This is a genomic window from Aquimarina sediminis, from assembly GCF_002895435.1.
Taxonomy (GTDB): Bacteria; Bacteroidota; Bacteroidia; order Flavobacteriales; family Flavobacteriaceae; genus Aquimarina; species Aquimarina sediminis.
On sequence record NZ_POYJ01000001.1, the window covers coordinates 818,597 to 835,238 of the forward strand.

General features: G+C 33.9%; 13 protein-coding genes. 12 read left to right on the plus strand and 1 reads right to left on the minus strand.

The window, feature by feature from the left end; genetic code table 11:
* Positions 1 to 21: 21 nt before the first annotated feature.
* On the minus strand, positions 22 to 900 hold the full coding sequence (locus C1X07_RS03640) for a LysR family transcriptional regulator (RefSeq protein ID WP_103068591.1): 879 nt from the start codon (positions 898 to 900) through the stop codon (positions 22 to 24).
* 82 nt (positions 901 to 982) lie between these two features.
* On the opposite strand from C1X07_RS03640, the gene hutH reads away from it, so the two are divergent.
* The 12 genes from hutH (at position 983) to C1X07_RS03700 (ending at position 16,571) form a co-directional block, all read left to right on the plus strand.
* On the plus strand, positions 983 to 2,563 hold the full coding sequence (gene hutH / locus C1X07_RS03645) for a histidine ammonia-lyase (RefSeq protein WP_103068592.1): 1,581 nt from the start codon (positions 983 to 985) through the stop codon (positions 2,561 to 2,563).
* A gap of 75 nt (positions 2,564 to 2,638) precedes the next feature.
* Complete coding sequence (hutI, locus tag C1X07_RS03650) at positions 2,639 to 3,880, plus strand: imidazolonepropionase (RefSeq protein WP_103068593.1); 1,242 nt, start codon at positions 2,639 to 2,641, stop codon at positions 3,878 to 3,880.
* Positions 3,881 to 3,933: 53 nt separating this feature from the next.
* A complete protein-coding gene (locus C1X07_RS03655) occupies positions 3,934 to 5,934 on the plus strand; it encodes a urocanate hydratase (protein WP_103068795.1) in 2,001 nt (666 codons plus the stop codon).
* A gap of 121 nt (positions 5,935 to 6,055) precedes the next feature.
* Positions 6,056 to 6,643, plus strand: coding sequence for a HutD/Ves family protein (locus C1X07_RS03660; protein WP_103068594.1), 588 nt, complete (start codon positions 6,056 to 6,058; stop codon positions 6,641 to 6,643).
* Position 6,644: 1 nt separating this feature from the next.
* Entirely contained in the window at positions 6,645 to 7,448 is an 804-nt protein-coding gene (locus tag C1X07_RS03665; RefSeq protein WP_103068595.1) for an N-formylglutamate amidohydrolase, read from the plus strand.
* A 168-nt stretch (positions 7,449 to 7,616) separates the two neighbouring features.
* Positions 7,617 to 9,005: a formimidoylglutamate deiminase gene (gene hutF / locus C1X07_RS03670; protein ID WP_103068596.1), complete on the plus strand. Its 1,389-nt coding sequence runs from the start codon at positions 7,617 to 7,619 to the stop codon at positions 9,003 to 9,005.
* A 659-nt stretch (positions 9,006 to 9,664) separates the two neighbouring features.
* Positions 9,665 to 11,653 carry a WD40/YVTN/BNR-like repeat-containing protein gene (locus tag C1X07_RS03675; RefSeq protein WP_128755184.1) on the plus strand — a complete coding sequence of 663 codons (1,989 nt, stop codon included), beginning with the start codon at positions 9,665 to 9,667 and terminating at the stop codon, positions 11,651 to 11,653.
* Between the two features lie 94 nt (positions 11,654 to 11,747).
* Complete coding sequence (locus C1X07_RS03680) at positions 11,748 to 12,110, plus strand: hypothetical protein (RefSeq protein ID WP_103068598.1); 363 nt, start codon at positions 11,748 to 11,750, stop codon at positions 12,108 to 12,110.
* A 128-nt stretch (positions 12,111 to 12,238) separates the two neighbouring features.
* A complete protein-coding gene (locus tag C1X07_RS03685) occupies positions 12,239 to 12,814 on the plus strand; it encodes a hypothetical protein (RefSeq protein WP_103068599.1) in 576 nt (191 codons plus the stop codon).
* Between the two features lie 154 nt (positions 12,815 to 12,968).
* Positions 12,969 to 13,883: a GlxA family transcriptional regulator gene (locus C1X07_RS03690; RefSeq protein WP_103068600.1), complete on the plus strand. Its 915-nt coding sequence runs from the start codon at positions 12,969 to 12,971 to the stop codon at positions 13,881 to 13,883.
* A 111-nt stretch (positions 13,884 to 13,994) separates the two neighbouring features.
* Entirely contained in the window at positions 13,995 to 14,582 is a 588-nt protein-coding gene (locus C1X07_RS03695) for a DJ-1/PfpI family protein (protein WP_103068601.1), read from the plus strand.
* A 291-nt stretch (positions 14,583 to 14,873) separates the two neighbouring features.
* On the plus strand, positions 14,874 to 16,571 hold the full coding sequence (locus C1X07_RS03700) for an amidohydrolase (protein WP_103068602.1): 1,698 nt from the start codon (positions 14,874 to 14,876) through the stop codon (positions 16,569 to 16,571).
* Positions 16,572 to 16,642 lie beyond the last annotated feature (71 nt).

A 16,642-nucleotide genomic window follows, 5' to 3' on the forward strand; every position in this document is an offset into this window, starting at 1 on the left:
TAGTTAAAACTTTAGCAAGAATTAAAGAAATTTCATGATCTGCCATAAGGCTGGGTTTCGATTATCCTCTTTCCAAATAATAGAAAGTGCTGATTTTTGAGGTATTTTAGGGATCTCCAAAAATTTCACCTTCAAATCAAAACCATATTGCAATGATGTGGGTACAATAGCAACGCCAAGACCACTCTCTACCAATTTAAATATAGTTTGAGCATGTACAGATTTATGAGATACTTTGGGCGTAAAACCTTTATCCTCACAAATACTCATTATTTTATCATAATAAAGCGAACTATAATCTGATGAAAACAATACAAAATGTTCATTAGACACCTGTTTGATACTTTTAAAAGTACTTTTTGAAAGATGATGGTTATCCGGTAAAACCAAAGAAAAGGTATCTACATGTATTGTTTTCATTTGCATTCCTTCAGGTACTCTCGCCAATCGTACAAAACCAATATCCAATTGATCTTTTTGGATAGCCTCTACCTGAAGATAGTTCGATATTTCCTCTAAACTAAATTTTATGTTCGGATACTCCTCATTAACCTTTACTAATAAATCAGGAATCACAGTTTGTATTGCAGAACCAAGAAAACCTATTCTAATCTCTCCATCACTTCCTTTATCTATCAACTTGGTTTGCTTAAGAGTAAAATCAATATGATTAAAAATATAATCTAACTCTTTTTTAAGATACTCTCCCGCAGCAGTCAGGCTAACCTTTCTTTTATTTCTTATAAAAAGAGCCACTCCTATAATATCTTCCATTTGTTTAATCTGCCTACTTAAACCTGGTTGTGAAATAAACAACCTATCTGCTGCTTTTCTAAAATGTAACTCTTCGGCAACAGCCATAAAATATGTAAAATGACGAAGCTCTATCTGATAACTCATAGTTATTAATTAATGACCAAATAAGTATTTCTAATTATTAAAAATAAGCATTAAATTAGTACTATCAAATAGAAACATACAAATGACAGATACAATACACCATTTTGCATACGGAGAAGATCACCTAACAGCAGGAATAGCCATCAAAATTGCCAATGGCAAGACCAAGGGTATAATCTCTGAAACTTCTAGAGAAAAAATCAAAAGAAGTAGACAAATCGTAGAAAATATTGTAGAAAAGGGAGACCCGGTATATGGAATCAATACAGGTTTTGGTCCATTATGTACTACAAAAATATCTAAAGAAGAAACTAATATTCTACAAAGTAACATTTTGCAAAGCCATAGTGTTGGTGTAGGAGAACCTATCGATTCTGAGATCGCTAAGCTTATGATGATTCTTAAAGTTCAATCCTTGTCACAAGGGTACTCTGGTATTGCAGAAGGGACTTTGGATCGTATTTTATGGCATATTGATAATGATGCAATTCCTATTGTTCCTTGCCAGGGTTCTGTAGGTGCATCAGGAGACCTTGCTCCTCTTTCTCATCTATTCTTACCTTTAATAGGTTTAGGAAAAGTAGTATATCAAGGAAATGTAATTACTACTGCAGAATTGTTTAAAGCAACTGGATTAGAATCTATAGACTTAGGACCAAAAGAAGGATTAGCATTAATAAACGGAACACAATTTATTGCAGCACATGCCGTACAGGTAGTAGCAAAACTACATAATTGTCTTGCACATGCAGATATTATTGGTGCTATGATGATCGAAGGGTTACAAGGATCAGTAAAACCATTTTTTAAAGAATTACATCAATTACGTCCTTTTAAAGGAAATATTCATGTAGCATCCAGAATAAAGTCCTTATTAAAAGGTTCCGAAATTATGGAAGATCATATCGATTGTGATCGTGTTCAGGATCCATATTCATTGCGATGCATGCCACAGGTACATGGATCGTCAAGAAATGCATGGTTACATCTAAAAGAACTTCTCGAAGTAGAATTAAATTCGGTAACCGATAATCCTATAATTATCAGCGAAGACCTCACCATTAGCGGAGGTAGTTTTCATGGTCAACCTTTGGCAATGGCAATTGATTATGCTTGTTTAGCAGCTTCAGAATTAGGAAATATTTCTGATCGAAGAATATACCTCGCTTTAGAAGGAAACTCTCCTGGAGTTCCTAAATTGTTAATGAAAGATACAGGTATCAATTCTGGATATATGATATTGCAATATACCACAGCAGCTCTAGCCAGCGAAAACAAAGGCTTATGTTTTCCCTCTAGCGCAGATAGTATCCCAACATCTCTAGGGCAAGAAGATCACGTAAGTATGGGTTCTATTGGAGGTAGAAAGGCACTAAGAGTTATAGAAAATGTAGAAAAAATACTGGCTATCGAACTTTTAACAGCTGCTCAGGCTTTTGAGTTTAGAAAACCTCTAAAATCAGGAATCATACTGGATGAAGTTCATAAAATAATTAGAGAACATGTGTCTTTTGCTGATAAAGACAGAGTATTCGCGGATGATATAGAGAAAGGAATACAAATAGTAAAAAACAAAACTATTGTAGATATCGCTACTAAAATATCTGAAAAAGAAAACTTATCATTAGAAACAGAATTTTCTGGTGAATTAGAAGTATACTAAAAAAAGTACTCTTATTACTCTGATACCATTATAGTATATATAATCACTACCAGAGTTTATACCTTAACGATAATTATGAAAAATTATAAACTAATAGGACCAATCACTCAGCTTATTTCAATGGATAATCTGAGTATCAAAGGTGCTATAAAAGATGAAGATCTCGAAATAAAGAAGGATGTTGGTATACTTATCGAAGATGGATATATCCATAATATCGACACTTTCGCAGATTTAAAAATAAAGACCAAAGAGTTGAATGCTGAGATTATAGAACTACAATCTGATTATGTATGTACTCCAGGGTTTATTGACGCACATACGCATATTTGTTTTTCTGGATCCAGAGCCAGAGATTACGCAATGCGAAATGCTGGAAAATCATATCTAGAAATAGCGGCAAACGGTGGAGGTATATGGGATACCGTTACCCAAACCAGAAAAGCAAATCAAGAAGAACTTACTCAAGGAGTGATAGAAAGAGCCAATGCCTTATTAAAAAAAGGGATTACCACCATCGAAGTAAAAAGTGGGTATGGGCTTTCTGTAGACGAAGAACTCAAAATGCTACGAGCAATCAAAACTGCAAATACAGATACTAATGCAGATTTAGTATCAACTTGTTTGGCAGCACATATATTGCCAAAAGATTTTGAAGGAGATCATAAAGCATATCTTCAAAATATTAGTGATACCTTATTCCCTATACTAAAGGAAGAGCAACTAGCCAGTAGAGTTGATGCTTTTGTAGAACAAGGAGCTTATGAACCAGAAGATATCTATCCTTATTTTGAAAAGGCAAAAGCAATGGGATTTGATATTACAGTACATGCAGATCAGTTTAGCCCCGGTGGCAGTGAAGTAGCTGTAAAAATGGAAGCCGTTAGTGCCGATCATTTGGAAGCAAGCTCAGAACAAGAAATTAATATACTGGCACAAAGTAATGTAATCTCTGTAGCCCTACCAGGAGCTTCAATAGGATTAGGTTGTGACTTTACTCCTGCCAGAAAAATTCTGGATGCTGGTGGCGCTTTGGCAATTGCCAGTGACTGGAATCCTGGTTCTGCTCCTATGGGAGACCTGTTAACACAAGCCTGTATTCTTGGTACTTTCCAAAAATTAAGTAATTCTGAAGTTCTTGCAGGAATAACATATAGAGCGGCAGCAGCACTTCGTCTGGAAGACAGAGGAAGATTAGTACCCGGGATGTTAGCAGATTTTAATCTGTTTGAAACCGATCACTATAATGAAATCTTTTACCACCAGGGAAAAATTGTTCCTTCTCAGGTATGGAAACTAGGAAATCTAGTATCATAAAACAAAAAACACCCCTTTTTAAGGTACACACCTTGGGGACAAAAAAAACAAATATGACCTTCAAAGAGCAAATACTTCAAGGGATCCCTAAAACATTACCTCCAAAGAAATCTTTGGATACAAAAATTAGTCGTGCTCCCAAACGAAAACAAATTTTATCCAACGAAGAAAAGAAATTAGCGCTTAAAAATGCTTTGCGATATTTTCCAAAAAACTGGCATAACGAGCTTGCTACAGAATTTTTGGAAGAATTAAATACCTATGGGCGTATCTATATGTATCGATTTATTCCTGAATACACTATCTATGCACGACCTATAGACGAGTATCCTGCCAATACAAAGCAAGCAGCGGGTATTATGCTAATGATACAGAATAATCTTGATGATGCAGTTGCACAACACCCATACGAATTAATAACTTATGGAGGTAATGGAGCTGTATTTCAAAACTGGGCGCAGTACCTACTTACAATGCAATATTTGGCTACAATGACCGAAGAGCAAACCTTGCATATGTACTCCGGGCACCCTATGGGATTATTTCCTTCATCCAAGGATGCTCCTAGAGTTGTAGTAACCAACGGGATGATGATTCCTAATTACTCTAAACCTGATGATTGGGAAAAGTTCAATGCGCTGGGTGTAACACAATATGGACAAATGACCGCAGGAAGCTATATGTATATTGGACCACAAGGAATTGTGCATGGTACTACGATCACAGTCATGAATGCATTTAGAAAAACATTAAAATCTGGTGAAACGCCAGCAGGAAAAATTTTCTTAACCTCTGGATTAGGAGGAATGAGTGGAGCGCAGCCCAAAGCAGGAAATATAGCAGGATGTATCACTATCTGTGCGGAAGTAAACCCAAAAGCTGCCAAAAAACGCCACGAACAAGGCTGGGTAGACGAAATTATTGATGATATCAATGACTTAGTTACCCGAACACAAAAAGCGATGGATCAAAAAGAAACTATCTCTATTGCCTATCAAGGTAATGTAGTTGACATATGGGAACGATTTTATGATGAAAATATACATATCCAATTAGGGTCAGATCAAACTTCTTTGCATAACCCCTGGTCTGGTGGATACTACCCGGCAGGAATAAGTTATGACGAAGCCAATGCCTTAATAAGTACTGATCCCGATGCATTTAAAAGTAAAGTACAGGAATCTTTGCGTAGACATGCAGATGCTATTAATAAACATACTACCAGAGGCACCTATTTCTTTGATTATGGTAATGCTTTCTTATTAGAAGCTTCTCGTGCAGGAGCAGAAATCATGGCAGAGAATGGCATAGACTTTAAATATCCATCTTATGTACAAGATATTCTGGGACCTATGTGTTTTGATTATGGATTTGGTCCTTTTAGATGGGTATGTACTTCAGGTAAACCAGAAGATCTAGATACCACAGATCAGATTGCTTTAGAGGTAATGGAAGCCATTAAAAAAGTATCTCCAAAAGAAATACAACAGCAAATGCAGGATAATATTACCTGGATTAGAGAAGCAAAGCAGAATAAACTTGTTGTGGGTTCTCAAGCTCGAATTTTATATGCAGATGCAGAAGGTAGGATAAAAATCGCTGAAGCCTTTAACAAAGCTATAGAAAGTGGAAAAATCTCTGCCCCGGTAGTTTTAGGACGAGATCATCATGATGTTAGTGGTACTGATTCACCTTATCGAGAAACCAGTAATATCTATGATGGTAGTAAATTTACTGCAGATATGGCTATTCATAATGTAATCGGTGATAGTTTTAGAGGTGCTACCTGGGTCTCTATACACAATGGTGGTGGCGTTGGATGGGGAGAAGTAACCAACGGAGGTTTCGGAATGTTACTTGACGGATCTGCCGAGGCTTCAGAAAAACTGGAGCGTATGCTTTTTTATGATGTAAACAATGGCATCTCTAGACGAAGCTGGGCTAGAAATGAAGAAGCTTTATTCGCCATAAAAAGAGAAATGGAAAGAACACCAAAACTTAAAGTCACCCTACCAAATCTGGTAGATGATGATGTATTAAAGGATATGCTATAATTTTTATGCACTTTAAAATATCAAATTGAGCTTGCCAAAATTTTACCCAAACAGGATTGTTAAAATTTTGACAAGCTCAATTCAATAATTATATGATCATTTTTATTTATGTTTACGCTATATGGAAGCTACTCTTATCACATCAGATAATTTTATAACCAATAATTGGTCAGGAGGAACAACAACGCAGTTTTTTATGAACCCTCCTACGGCAGATTACAAAAAATTAAATTTTGATTTTAGGCTAAGTATGGCAACAGTGGTGATAGACACATCTGTTTTCACCTCATTACCTGGTATATCAAGAACATTAATGGTTTTGGATGGCGAAATCACTCTGGATCATAAAAACAAGCATTCAAAACACCTTACCCCCTTAGATAGCGATCATTTTGAAGGAGGTTGGAAAACAACCTCTACAGGAAAATGTACCGATTTTAATTTGATGACTTCGGGCAATACAACCGGTAAGCTAGCAGGTCATACTATAAAAGAAAATAATAGTATCCAATACCCATCACAAGATATATGGGATTGGGTATTTATCTATAACTATTCTGGCAAAGCCACTATTACTGTTAATGAGCAGATATATACTATACACCAATCCGACTTATTGGTTATTAAAAAACCCACGAATAGCGAAATAGATATTAAGGCTATCGAAGACAGTATTCTGGTATTTTCTGAAATAGCAAACAAAAAATAATATGAAATTATTTGAAATAAAGGAGCCACAAGCACCATTAGTTCCTATCATTATAAGTGTTCCTCATTCGGGTACAAAATTCCCGTCAGAAATAAAAAAACACTACAAAAAAAGAATGCGCAAGCATCTTGATGACACTGATTGGTATGTACATCGATTATATAGTTTTGCCTCTTCCATGGGTATCACTATAATTAAAGCAAACCTAAGCCGATGGGTAATTGATCTTAACAGAGATCCAGAAAGTGTCCCCCTCTATAATGACAACAGGCTTATTACAACAAATACACCTACCACTGATTTTTATGGTAATAAAATCTATAAATCAAAGAATGTAGAGCCTGATCAAGATGAAATTAATAGAAGACTAGACACCTACTACTGGCCATACTACAAGCAAATTGAAGCTTTACTGGAAGAAAGAAAAAAGCAGTTTGGCAAAGTAGTATTATGGGATGCCCACTCGATACGCCATAGGGTAAGCACTATCCAAAAAGATCCTTTTCCGGATATGATTTTAGGAAATAACGACGAGAAAACGGCATATCCCGAACTTATCAAATCTGCCTTAAACGGATTACAATCAGGAGAATTCCAAATCAATCATAATACTCCTTTTAAAGGTGGACATATTACACGGTACTTCGGAAAACCGAAAAATGATATTCATGCCCTACAATTAGAAATGAATAAAATTCTATATATGGATGATAATGAAATTACCTATAATACAGACAGGGCAAAACAAGTACAGCAAGTGCTACAACATACCATGGAGCGTTTGATCGAAACGTTGAATGCTTAATAGTATTGAAAAGTTGGAGGATTGGAGGTCGGAAGTCCGATGTTTGGAGTTGAAGGCTTTGATTGAATGCTGAAAGGCTAATAAAAACTTATAACTTAATAGTATTAAAATAAGATATAGAGATCAATAAATAAGTTAACACTCTCTAATCACAAAGAATATAAGCAAATGAAAACCTATCATTTTAAAGGAATATTACAAAACACAGGTTGGAAAGAAAACGCAGGAATAACCGTAGATGGTACAGGTATAATTACAGACATTTTTTCTATAGATTCTGATCATGATGTAAAACCTAATGTAGAGACTTATGATGGTTATGCCATTCCGGGATTTCAAAATGCACATTCACATGCGTTTCAATATGCGATGGCAGGATTGGCTGAGCGACATGAAGGAGGTGCCAACCCAGATGATTTTTGGGGGTGGCGAGAGGCTATGTATCAATTAGCACTAAGCATGAATCCTGAACAGATGGAAGCTATCGCTACTATGTTATATGCAGAGATGGCTAGACATGGATATACCAATGTTGCCGAATTTCATTATGTACATCATGATAAAAACGGAAAACCCTATGCTAACCTATCAGAAATGGGTAGTGCTCTTATTTCTGCAGCAAAAACAGCCGGTATTGGCATTACACTAGTTCCTATATTTTATCAAAAAGGTGGTTTTGGGCAAGAACCTAACGATAGACAACGTAGGTTTATCTCCCCTACTATTGATGACTATCTACAACTATTAGAATCTAGTAGAGCATCCTGTAAAGAATATCAGCATGCTAATATAGCCGTTGGCATCCATTCTATGCGAGGTGTAGAACCAACAGACATTGCCGAAATTGCAAAATCAGGTCCTGAGGACATTCCTTTTCACATCCACGTTTCTGAACAACTAAAAGAGATCGAAGACTCAATTTCCTATCTAGGAAAACGACCTGTAGAATGGTTATTAGATAATGTAGATATGAATGACAGATATCATCTGGTACATGCCACACACCTTACAGATCATGAGGTTAATGGGATTGCCAAAAGCAAAGCCAATGTGGTTCTTTGTCCCAGTACCGAAGGTAACCTGGGAGATGGGTTATTCCCTTTAAGAAAATATCAGGAAGTAGGTGGTAAATGGAGCATAGGAACGGATAGTCATGTGGGATTAAACCCTCTTGAAGAATTACGCCTTTTGGACTATGGACAACGACTCATCTCACATAAACGAAATACATATTCTTCTCCTCAGCAAGGAGATTGTGGGATGTATGCCTTAGAAATGGCAACTGTTACAGGAAGAAAAGCGATGAATAATTTTACACCAGAATTCTTTACCATTGGAGAACCGCTAAACGCTAACATTATTGATGCCACTTCTCCCCTTCTCACTACTGCCTCTTCAAAAAATCTGGCATCGACCATCATATATGCTAATGATTCTAATATGCAGCTAGGAACAATCTCTTATGGAAAAACCATAGTAACCAATAGAACACATCATAAATACCAAAGTATCGTAAAAAACTTTGCCACCGCAATGAATGAGTTGCAAAGCAGGTAACGCTTTTAACACCACTGTATATAGTAACACCTTCTTTTGTGTATGAATTTTACATATAAAAGAGGGTGTTCTTATTTATTTGAGCAAGGTCAATTCCTTAATAAAAATCAGCTTTCTTAACACAATCCTCTATAATTCTACATTTTTATTACTGCTTCCCGTAAAACAGCTGTTTTTACTATCGAAATACGAACGTGATTTAATGCTAAAAAAATTAAGACTAAAAAGGGTATAGGAATTATTAAAATAACAACAAAAATCACGCCATTATTACGCAAACCAATCTGTTTTTTAGCAAAAAAAACACACAACTCTTTAATTATAAGCTATTTAACACGCAAAGCACAACAATTTTAGCAAAAAAACAAAATCAAATATTGTGGTTTTCCCGTACCCAGCATAACCTTAACTTCCTTAACTTCCTTAACTTCAGTAACTAAAATGTGTATAGGGTACATCAATATTCATAGGGATCACATATTCTCAATATTGTGGATAAAGTAACCTCAATAACTATGCTCTAAAGTTGCTAACAATTAAAACATAAAACTAGCAACACACCATAACTGAATTAGATAACTAACTGATATTTAAAATTTACTCAAACTTAATTTATAAATTCTACCAATAGAATTAGTTTCGAAAAACCGAATTATACAATGAAAAAAATATTTTTAGTAATAGTATTCTTTTTAACGTTTTCGTCCTTTTGTCAAGATATGTATTTAGAGGATGTACCAATCAGAGGAAGTGTTTCGGAATTGGGAATTTCACCTTCCGAAAAGATTTGGATTGCAACAAAAGCTGGTAATACATACTACACTAATAAAGTTGGTGACTTATGGCATTTCGGTCCCATAGGAACAAAAGACCCTTTATCAATTACAAGTAGCGGAACTTTTGAGAGAGTGAGTTTCTTTTCAGAAGATATTTTGATGATTTCTGGTTTCATTCATGGAGAAAACTCAAATCATGATTTTGTTTTTCGTTCAACAGACAAAGGAATGACTTGGGATAAAGTAAAATTTGGCAAAAGTAGTTGGATTGATGCAGCTTACATTAACGACAACGGTAAAGCTTGGATGAGTGGAAATTCTCAACTTATCTACTATACTGAAAATAAAGGAGAAACTTGGAAGAGCTTTGATAAAGCAGGAAATGAAAACGCATTAAGATTTGCGACAATTCATTTTGCTAAAGATGAAAAAACAGGCTTGTTTGGTTCTTTTTGGAACGTTCTATATAAAACGACCGACAATTGTATTACTTGGGAGAGATTACCAACACCTTTAGACCAAAAAAAATACAAAAGACTTTCCAAAGAACATAGACCAGATATTAGAAAAATAAGGGTTTTTGGAAACTATTACATTATCAACCAGCAAGGAAATATTTTTTATACAAAAAATGATAATATAGACTGGATAGAATTACCTAATATATCTGACTTTGAAACTACATCTAATGAATCGGTTTATTTGATTGAATCAGATTTAAAAATTGATTTGAGAGATTCAAATTTCACTTCTATTTGGCAATCCAATAAAAATTTGAGCCGCCTACCAATAGCTATCGCTACAAAAAACAATAGCCTTTTTGCTTTTACTTTTGATAAAATTTATAAAATCAATAAAAACGATTTTATAGGTTCAAAGCTTATGACAAATGAAGTACCAATTAAAGAACCTTATTTAAAGGTAAATTACAAAAGTGAAGAAATAGGTTTTGATAGAAATACTGTTTTAAGATTTGATAAAATAAAAACAGTGTGGTATCGATTTATGGAATTACCTATCAATGTTTCAAATGCTGTTATTTTCAAAAACCAAATTGTAGTTGCTGACAATTATTTGGATAAAAGATTGTTTATAGACATTAATGAACAAAAAACCAAGGAATATGAGCTTCCAAAATCGCTATTCGACCTGTCAAAAAATAGTATTGATAAATTCTCTATCGAAACAGGCAGTCAAGGTTGTTTTCATAGTGACAGGCAATTCAAAAAGTATCATTTAAAAAATAATTTATTTAAGCTTCACAAAAAAAGTAGACGATTTTTATCCAAAATGGATAAAGAAATAAACCCTCAAAAATTAAACGAGATAGTCAGCGAAATTGATAATTCTCGTTTCAAAGAGCTAACAGTAAATGATGTAAAAGCTTCAAATGAAGATTTAAAGAACTTTAAGGACTTCATAGATAAAGAAGAACAAAAAATAAAGAAAAAAGGCTATGACCACTTTGGTTATAATAATTACTACACGTTCCCAGGAGAAAACACAGATTTCAGTTTTTACAAAAAGGTTGTTGACAAATTTGATTCGATTCCTGATACTGTGATTGACGAAGTATTTAATACTGGATATAGAAATTGGAGCACCACAACTGATTGGAGAAAAATAACAATTGAATTTAAAAATGGAGAAGTCTTGACCATTGAAAATTCTGACAGTAAGCCAAATTATTTATATACGCCTTGGATTATAAATTTTAACGGACTAATTATGAAAAGTAATTCACTGAAATTAGGTCAGATGATTAATGAACTTACTAAAGGCGATTTATATTCCGATATTTCAAAAGAAAAGAATTACGCTATCTACAAAGTAGCAAATTTCCTCTATGAACAATCATTGAACAAAAAATAGCAGTTAATTCGCTTAAACGAAAATGAATAAATTAAATATCATTCTACTTTTTATAACTTCCTTTTGTTGCTTCGCACAAAATAGGAATAATGTAATGATTAAGTTTAATGGACTTTACGAAACGAAATGTGAATATGAGGAAGATAACGAAGAAGGAACTCAAGGCTACTTAAGGTTTTACTCGAATGGAAAAGTTATTAGTGCTTCTACTGAATGTGAAGCGACAGCTCTTGACTTAAAGGATTGGTTTAATCTGGAAATGGAATATCTAAGTATTGGGAATTATAAGCTGAATGGACAAAGAATTAGATTTTCAACCACGAGCAGAAATGGTAAGGTTAATTATAAAGGACAAATTAACAAAGATGGTACGTTAAAATTAAAATCGAAAAGCTTAATAAATGGATATAAAAGTCGAGAAGAATATTTATTTGTTAAGGTAAGTGGACTGAAGTAAAAACTTTAGTCAGCAATGACTATAATTCATTGTGCTATTATTCCACACCTATATAAAAGTATAAACATAAAAATTAAAAAGTTAGTACGTAAAGTCTAATACTAGTCATACACAAACTATTACCTACAATGATAAAAAACATTTTACTCCCATTTATAATCCTGATTTTTAACTTAATTGTTAGTTGTAAATCTATAGAATATAAAAAACCAGAATATCCTAATATTCCCTTCGAGCTGCAGTTCCTCTCGCATTTTCGAACTGATATGGTAGAAAAAACAAACGAAGTAGTTATTGAATATGAAAAATTAAAACTCAAACGAATAATAAAAGATTCAGAATCCGAATTTTGGATTGCAGGTAAAAAAGTAATTACAGTCCCAAAAAGTTCACATGAAAATTGTTACATCAGAGAGATTTTCAAAAAGAACTTTCTTCTGATTTCAAAGAGTAATTGTAATGCTGCTGGACCAGATTTAATAGAAAGAAAAGAAGTTATATTAGTTGATTTGAATTCTCACAAAACATACACCATTGACTTTGAGGAATTTATGTTGACTCGTTCAAAAAAAGCAGTTGATGAATTTTATAGTAATTCCGAAAAGTATTCAGCAATTTTTGATGTCAATGTTGAAAAAAGAATTATTCGGATTACTAACAACAAAATTGGAATTAGGACTTTCGATATGATTATAAAAGAATAATTGAATGGTTGTTGTATTTTTGATAAGGTGCAATGCTTGCAAAGGGAAAATATAGCTGTCCATGTACAGAAAATGTCAATAGTTAGCTAACAATTTGCCCAGGTACGACATATATATTAAACGTTAGTAATAAGCTAAGACAAAACTATAAACAATGTCTAACATATATATATTTATAACCAACCAAGTACACTTGCTTGATTTAAGTGGAGTTTCTCAGGTATTTCAAGAAGCTCAACAATTAGGTTTTGATTATAATTTAAAATTTATCAGTAACAAATCTACTGTTAACAGTTCATCTGGGTTAGAATTTTCTTCTTTAATTCATTTCTCAAAAACAAATCCCAAAAAAAATGATATAATTTTTATTCCAGGATTTAGTACACAACAACTTAGTGATTATTCAAGTCACGATTTGTTTTTTGAATGGTTAAAAAATGCAAACGCTAATCAAACAACAATTTGTAGTATTTGCACGGGTGCATTCCTTTTAGCAAAATCTGGAATTTTAGACAATCAAGAATGTACGACACATTGGAGGTTTATTGAAAAATTAAAAACAAATTTCCCTCTTTTGAAACCCCTTGATGATAGACTATTTGTAAAATCTAAAAATATATACTCCAGTGCAGGAGTGTCTACAGGGATTGACTTGGCATTATTTTTAATTGAAGAAAGACATGGAGAACTAAATGCTCTAAAAATTGCCAGAGAACTAGCTGTATATATTAGAAGAAATGAAAATGACAAACAAGAAAGTGTTTTTTTACAATTTAGAAATCATCAAGACCAAAGAATTCATACTGTACAAGATTGGATAATTCATAATTTAGATAAACCTTCAACTCTTGAATCTTTAGCTAATTTAATACACATTAGTCCACGAAATTTAACACGTATTTTCAAAAGACAAACAGGAATCACCATATCTGAGTATCGTACTAAGCTAAAAATTGAAAGAGCAAAAAAACTGTTACAAAATTCAGGACATAAAGTAGAACATATTGCTCACTTATGTGGGTTTAAATCGTCAAAGCAATTAAGAGTTATATTAGAAAAAACTACTTAACTTAAGCTTAAAAATTAACTTCAACTGTCTTAAAAAGACCATTTTTTGTCCTTTTATTAATTTTTTATAGCGACTACATTTATATCCAAATTAGTAATCAGATTATATATTATGAAAAAAAATGTAGCAATTCTTATTTTTAATGACGCAGAAGTATTAGATTTTTCGGGACCTTTTGAAGTTTTTGCTGTGGCATCACAATTACACAGTTTTAAACTTTTTAATGTTTTTACAGTTGCAAAAAAACAAACACCTATTTCAGCAGTAAATGGTCTTTCTGTAAATCCAACATATGACTTTAACAACAGTCCAAAAATAGATGTTTTAATAGTATCCGGTGGTCAAGGAACAATTCCCTTACTTAAAGATACTGAAGTATTAAATTGGGTGGATAAGCACCATAAAACTACAGAGTTAACATTAAGTATCTGTTCCGGTTCGAGAATTTTAGGAGTCCTGGGATTATTAGACAATCAACATTATTGTACTCATCATGAAGTTTATGACCATATGCAAAAGATAGTACCAACAGGAATACCACAAAAAGACAAAAGATTTACAAATTGTGGAAAAATTTATACTTCCGGAGGAATATCGGCAGGAATAGATTTGTCATTTCACATTGTAGAAAAATTATATGGAACTGAAATAGCAAATACTACTGCAAAATATATGGAATATCATAAAGCTAGCTACTAACATCGTGCATAGCTTATTGCTAGTACGCTCTTACCCAAGGTTAGTTACCATTTACAAACTTCTGCCAAATTTTTCATTTTACTTTTAAATTAAGATAAAACAAAATGTGAAAATTTGGCTTTGCACTAAATCTAATTCGATTTTAATTTACTAAATTAGTTATTAAACCATATAACCAACTACTTACATACAAACGCGACGATTAACTGGGCTTCAAAAGGACAGTCAGAACCAATCCTTCACAACAAAATCACAAAGGAAACTTCTACCTTAATCTAAAAAAAATGAAAAATGAAAAACTCACTTATTATACTACTAATCACAGTAAGCCTTATAAGTTGTAAAAAAGAAACGGTACAAGAAAACCTAAACACGGTTGTGTATTATAATGGAGATATTCTAACCATGAAGAGTGATAAACCAATCTATGTAGAAGCGTTAGTATCCAAAGACGATACTATAAGTTATATAGGCGATGCCAAAACTGCCATGCAAATTGCTGGTGCCGGATATCAAATAGTAGACCTAAAAGGTAAAACCCTACTCCCTGGTCTTATTGATGCTCATGCACATTTTGCGGCATTTTCTGCTCAGGCAATTGGAGCGCAAATCCTACCTCCACCAGATGCCAGAGCAAAAGATATTCCTACCTTACTAAATATTCTGAAAAAATGGAATACCCCAGAAAACAGAGCCCTGACAGGTTGGGTTTTCGGAATGGGTTTTGATGATTCTGTATTAGAAGAAAAACGTTTTCCTACCAAGCATGATTTAGATCAGGTATCTACAGAGTTTCCGATTATGATAATTCATATTTCGGGGCATTTTTCTGTTGTTAACTCAAAAGGTCTCGAACAATTGGGTATAACCTCTAAGACAGAGGAGCCAGAAGGTGGTATTATAAGACGAGAAAAAGACAATGAGCCTAATGGAGTCTTAGAAGAGTTAGCAGCAATCCCGCATATGCTAGCTGCCTTAAGTCCAGTTAACAAAGAAGCCGAAGATCTATTTTTTGAAGCAGGACAACGTATGGCATTATCCTATGGATATACCACGGCTCATGAAGGTAGAGCAATGCAAAATCATGATATGTTAGTTGATGCTGCCGAATCTGGAAAGTTAAAATTGGATGTTGTAAGCTATGTTGATTATCTATTTGCCGATAAATACATGAATTCTATATGGAATAGTAAATCATACATCAATCACTATAGAATTGGAGGTATGAAAATCACCTTAGATGGCTCGCCGCAGGGTAGAACTGCATGGCGAACACAACCCTATCTACTCCCCCCAGATGGAGCAGATAAAAAGTATAGTGGTTATCCCGCTATTCCAGAAGATAGTGTAGTTGCTTCGTTGTATGAAAAGGGGTTTAAAAACGATTGGCAGATTTTGACGCACGCAAATGGAGATGCTGCTATGGATCAGATGATAAGAACCATGAAACCAGCCATAGATAAGTATGGAAATACCAACAGAAGAAATGTGCTAATCCATGGACAATATATACGTGAAGATCAATTAGACTCTTTCAAAGAGTTAGATGTTATTGCCTCTTTATTCCCTTTACATACTTTTTATTGGGGAGACTGGCACAAAGAAATTATTGGTGACAGTCTCGGTAACAAAATAAGCCCTACAAAAACCGCTTTGGACAAAGGTCTAAAGATTACCATACATACAGATGCCCCTGTAGCACTGCCAAACTTAATGCGTATGGTCGGCATTTCGGTAGAGCGAAAATCACGTTCTGGACAAGTTATTGGACCTAATGAAAAAATAACCGCTTATCAGGCGCTACAAGCCATTACTAGCTGGTCTGCTTATCAACATTTTGAAGAAGATACCAAAGGTACGCTAGAAGTAGGTAAATTAGCAGACATGATCATTGTAGATAACAACCCTCTAAAAGTTTCAATAGAAGAAATTAAAAATATCACGGTCTTAGAAACTATCAAGGAAGGAATATCTGTTTATAAGAAATAATACCCATAACATTCTGAATTGATCCTAACAAGAAAAAAGTTACAACAATAATGTAGAAAAATTTGTGATTC

What these genes read in the sequence shown, in the direction of transcription:
- C1X07_RS03640 (WP_103068591.1), bottom strand. Translation starts at nt 900, where the DNA reads ATGAGTTATCAGATAGAGCTTCGTCATTTTACATATTTTATGGCTGTT.
- hutH (WP_103068592.1), top strand. Translation starts at nt 983, where the DNA reads ATGACAGATACAATACACCATTTTGCATACGGAGAAGATCACCTAACA.
- hutI (WP_103068593.1), top strand. Translation starts at nt 2,639, where the DNA reads ATGAAAAATTATAAACTAATAGGACCAATCACTCAGCTTATTTCAATG.
- C1X07_RS03655 (WP_103068795.1), top strand. Translation starts at nt 3,934, where the DNA reads ATGACCTTCAAAGAGCAAATACTTCAAGGGATCCCTAAAACATTACCT.
- C1X07_RS03660 (WP_103068594.1), top strand. Translation starts at nt 6,056, where the DNA reads ATGGAAGCTACTCTTATCACATCAGATAATTTTATAACCAATAATTGG.
- C1X07_RS03665 (WP_103068595.1), top strand. Translation starts at nt 6,645, where the DNA reads ATGAAATTATTTGAAATAAAGGAGCCACAAGCACCATTAGTTCCTATC.
- hutF (WP_103068596.1), top strand. Translation starts at nt 7,617, where the DNA reads ATGAAAACCTATCATTTTAAAGGAATATTACAAAACACAGGTTGGAAA.
- C1X07_RS03675 (WP_128755184.1), top strand. Translation starts at nt 9,665, where the DNA reads ATGAAAAAAATATTTTTAGTAATAGTATTCTTTTTAACGTTTTCGTCC.
- C1X07_RS03680 (WP_103068598.1), top strand. Translation starts at nt 11,748, where the DNA reads ATGATTAAGTTTAATGGACTTTACGAAACGAAATGTGAATATGAGGAA.
- C1X07_RS03685 (WP_103068599.1), top strand. Translation starts at nt 12,239, where the DNA reads ATGATAAAAAACATTTTACTCCCATTTATAATCCTGATTTTTAACTTA.
- C1X07_RS03690 (WP_103068600.1), top strand. Translation starts at nt 12,969, where the DNA reads ATGTCTAACATATATATATTTATAACCAACCAAGTACACTTGCTTGAT.
- C1X07_RS03695 (WP_103068601.1), top strand. Translation starts at nt 13,995, where the DNA reads ATGAAAAAAAATGTAGCAATTCTTATTTTTAATGACGCAGAAGTATTA.
- C1X07_RS03700 (WP_103068602.1), top strand. Translation starts at nt 14,874, where the DNA reads ATGAAAAACTCACTTATTATACTACTAATCACAGTAAGCCTTATAAGT.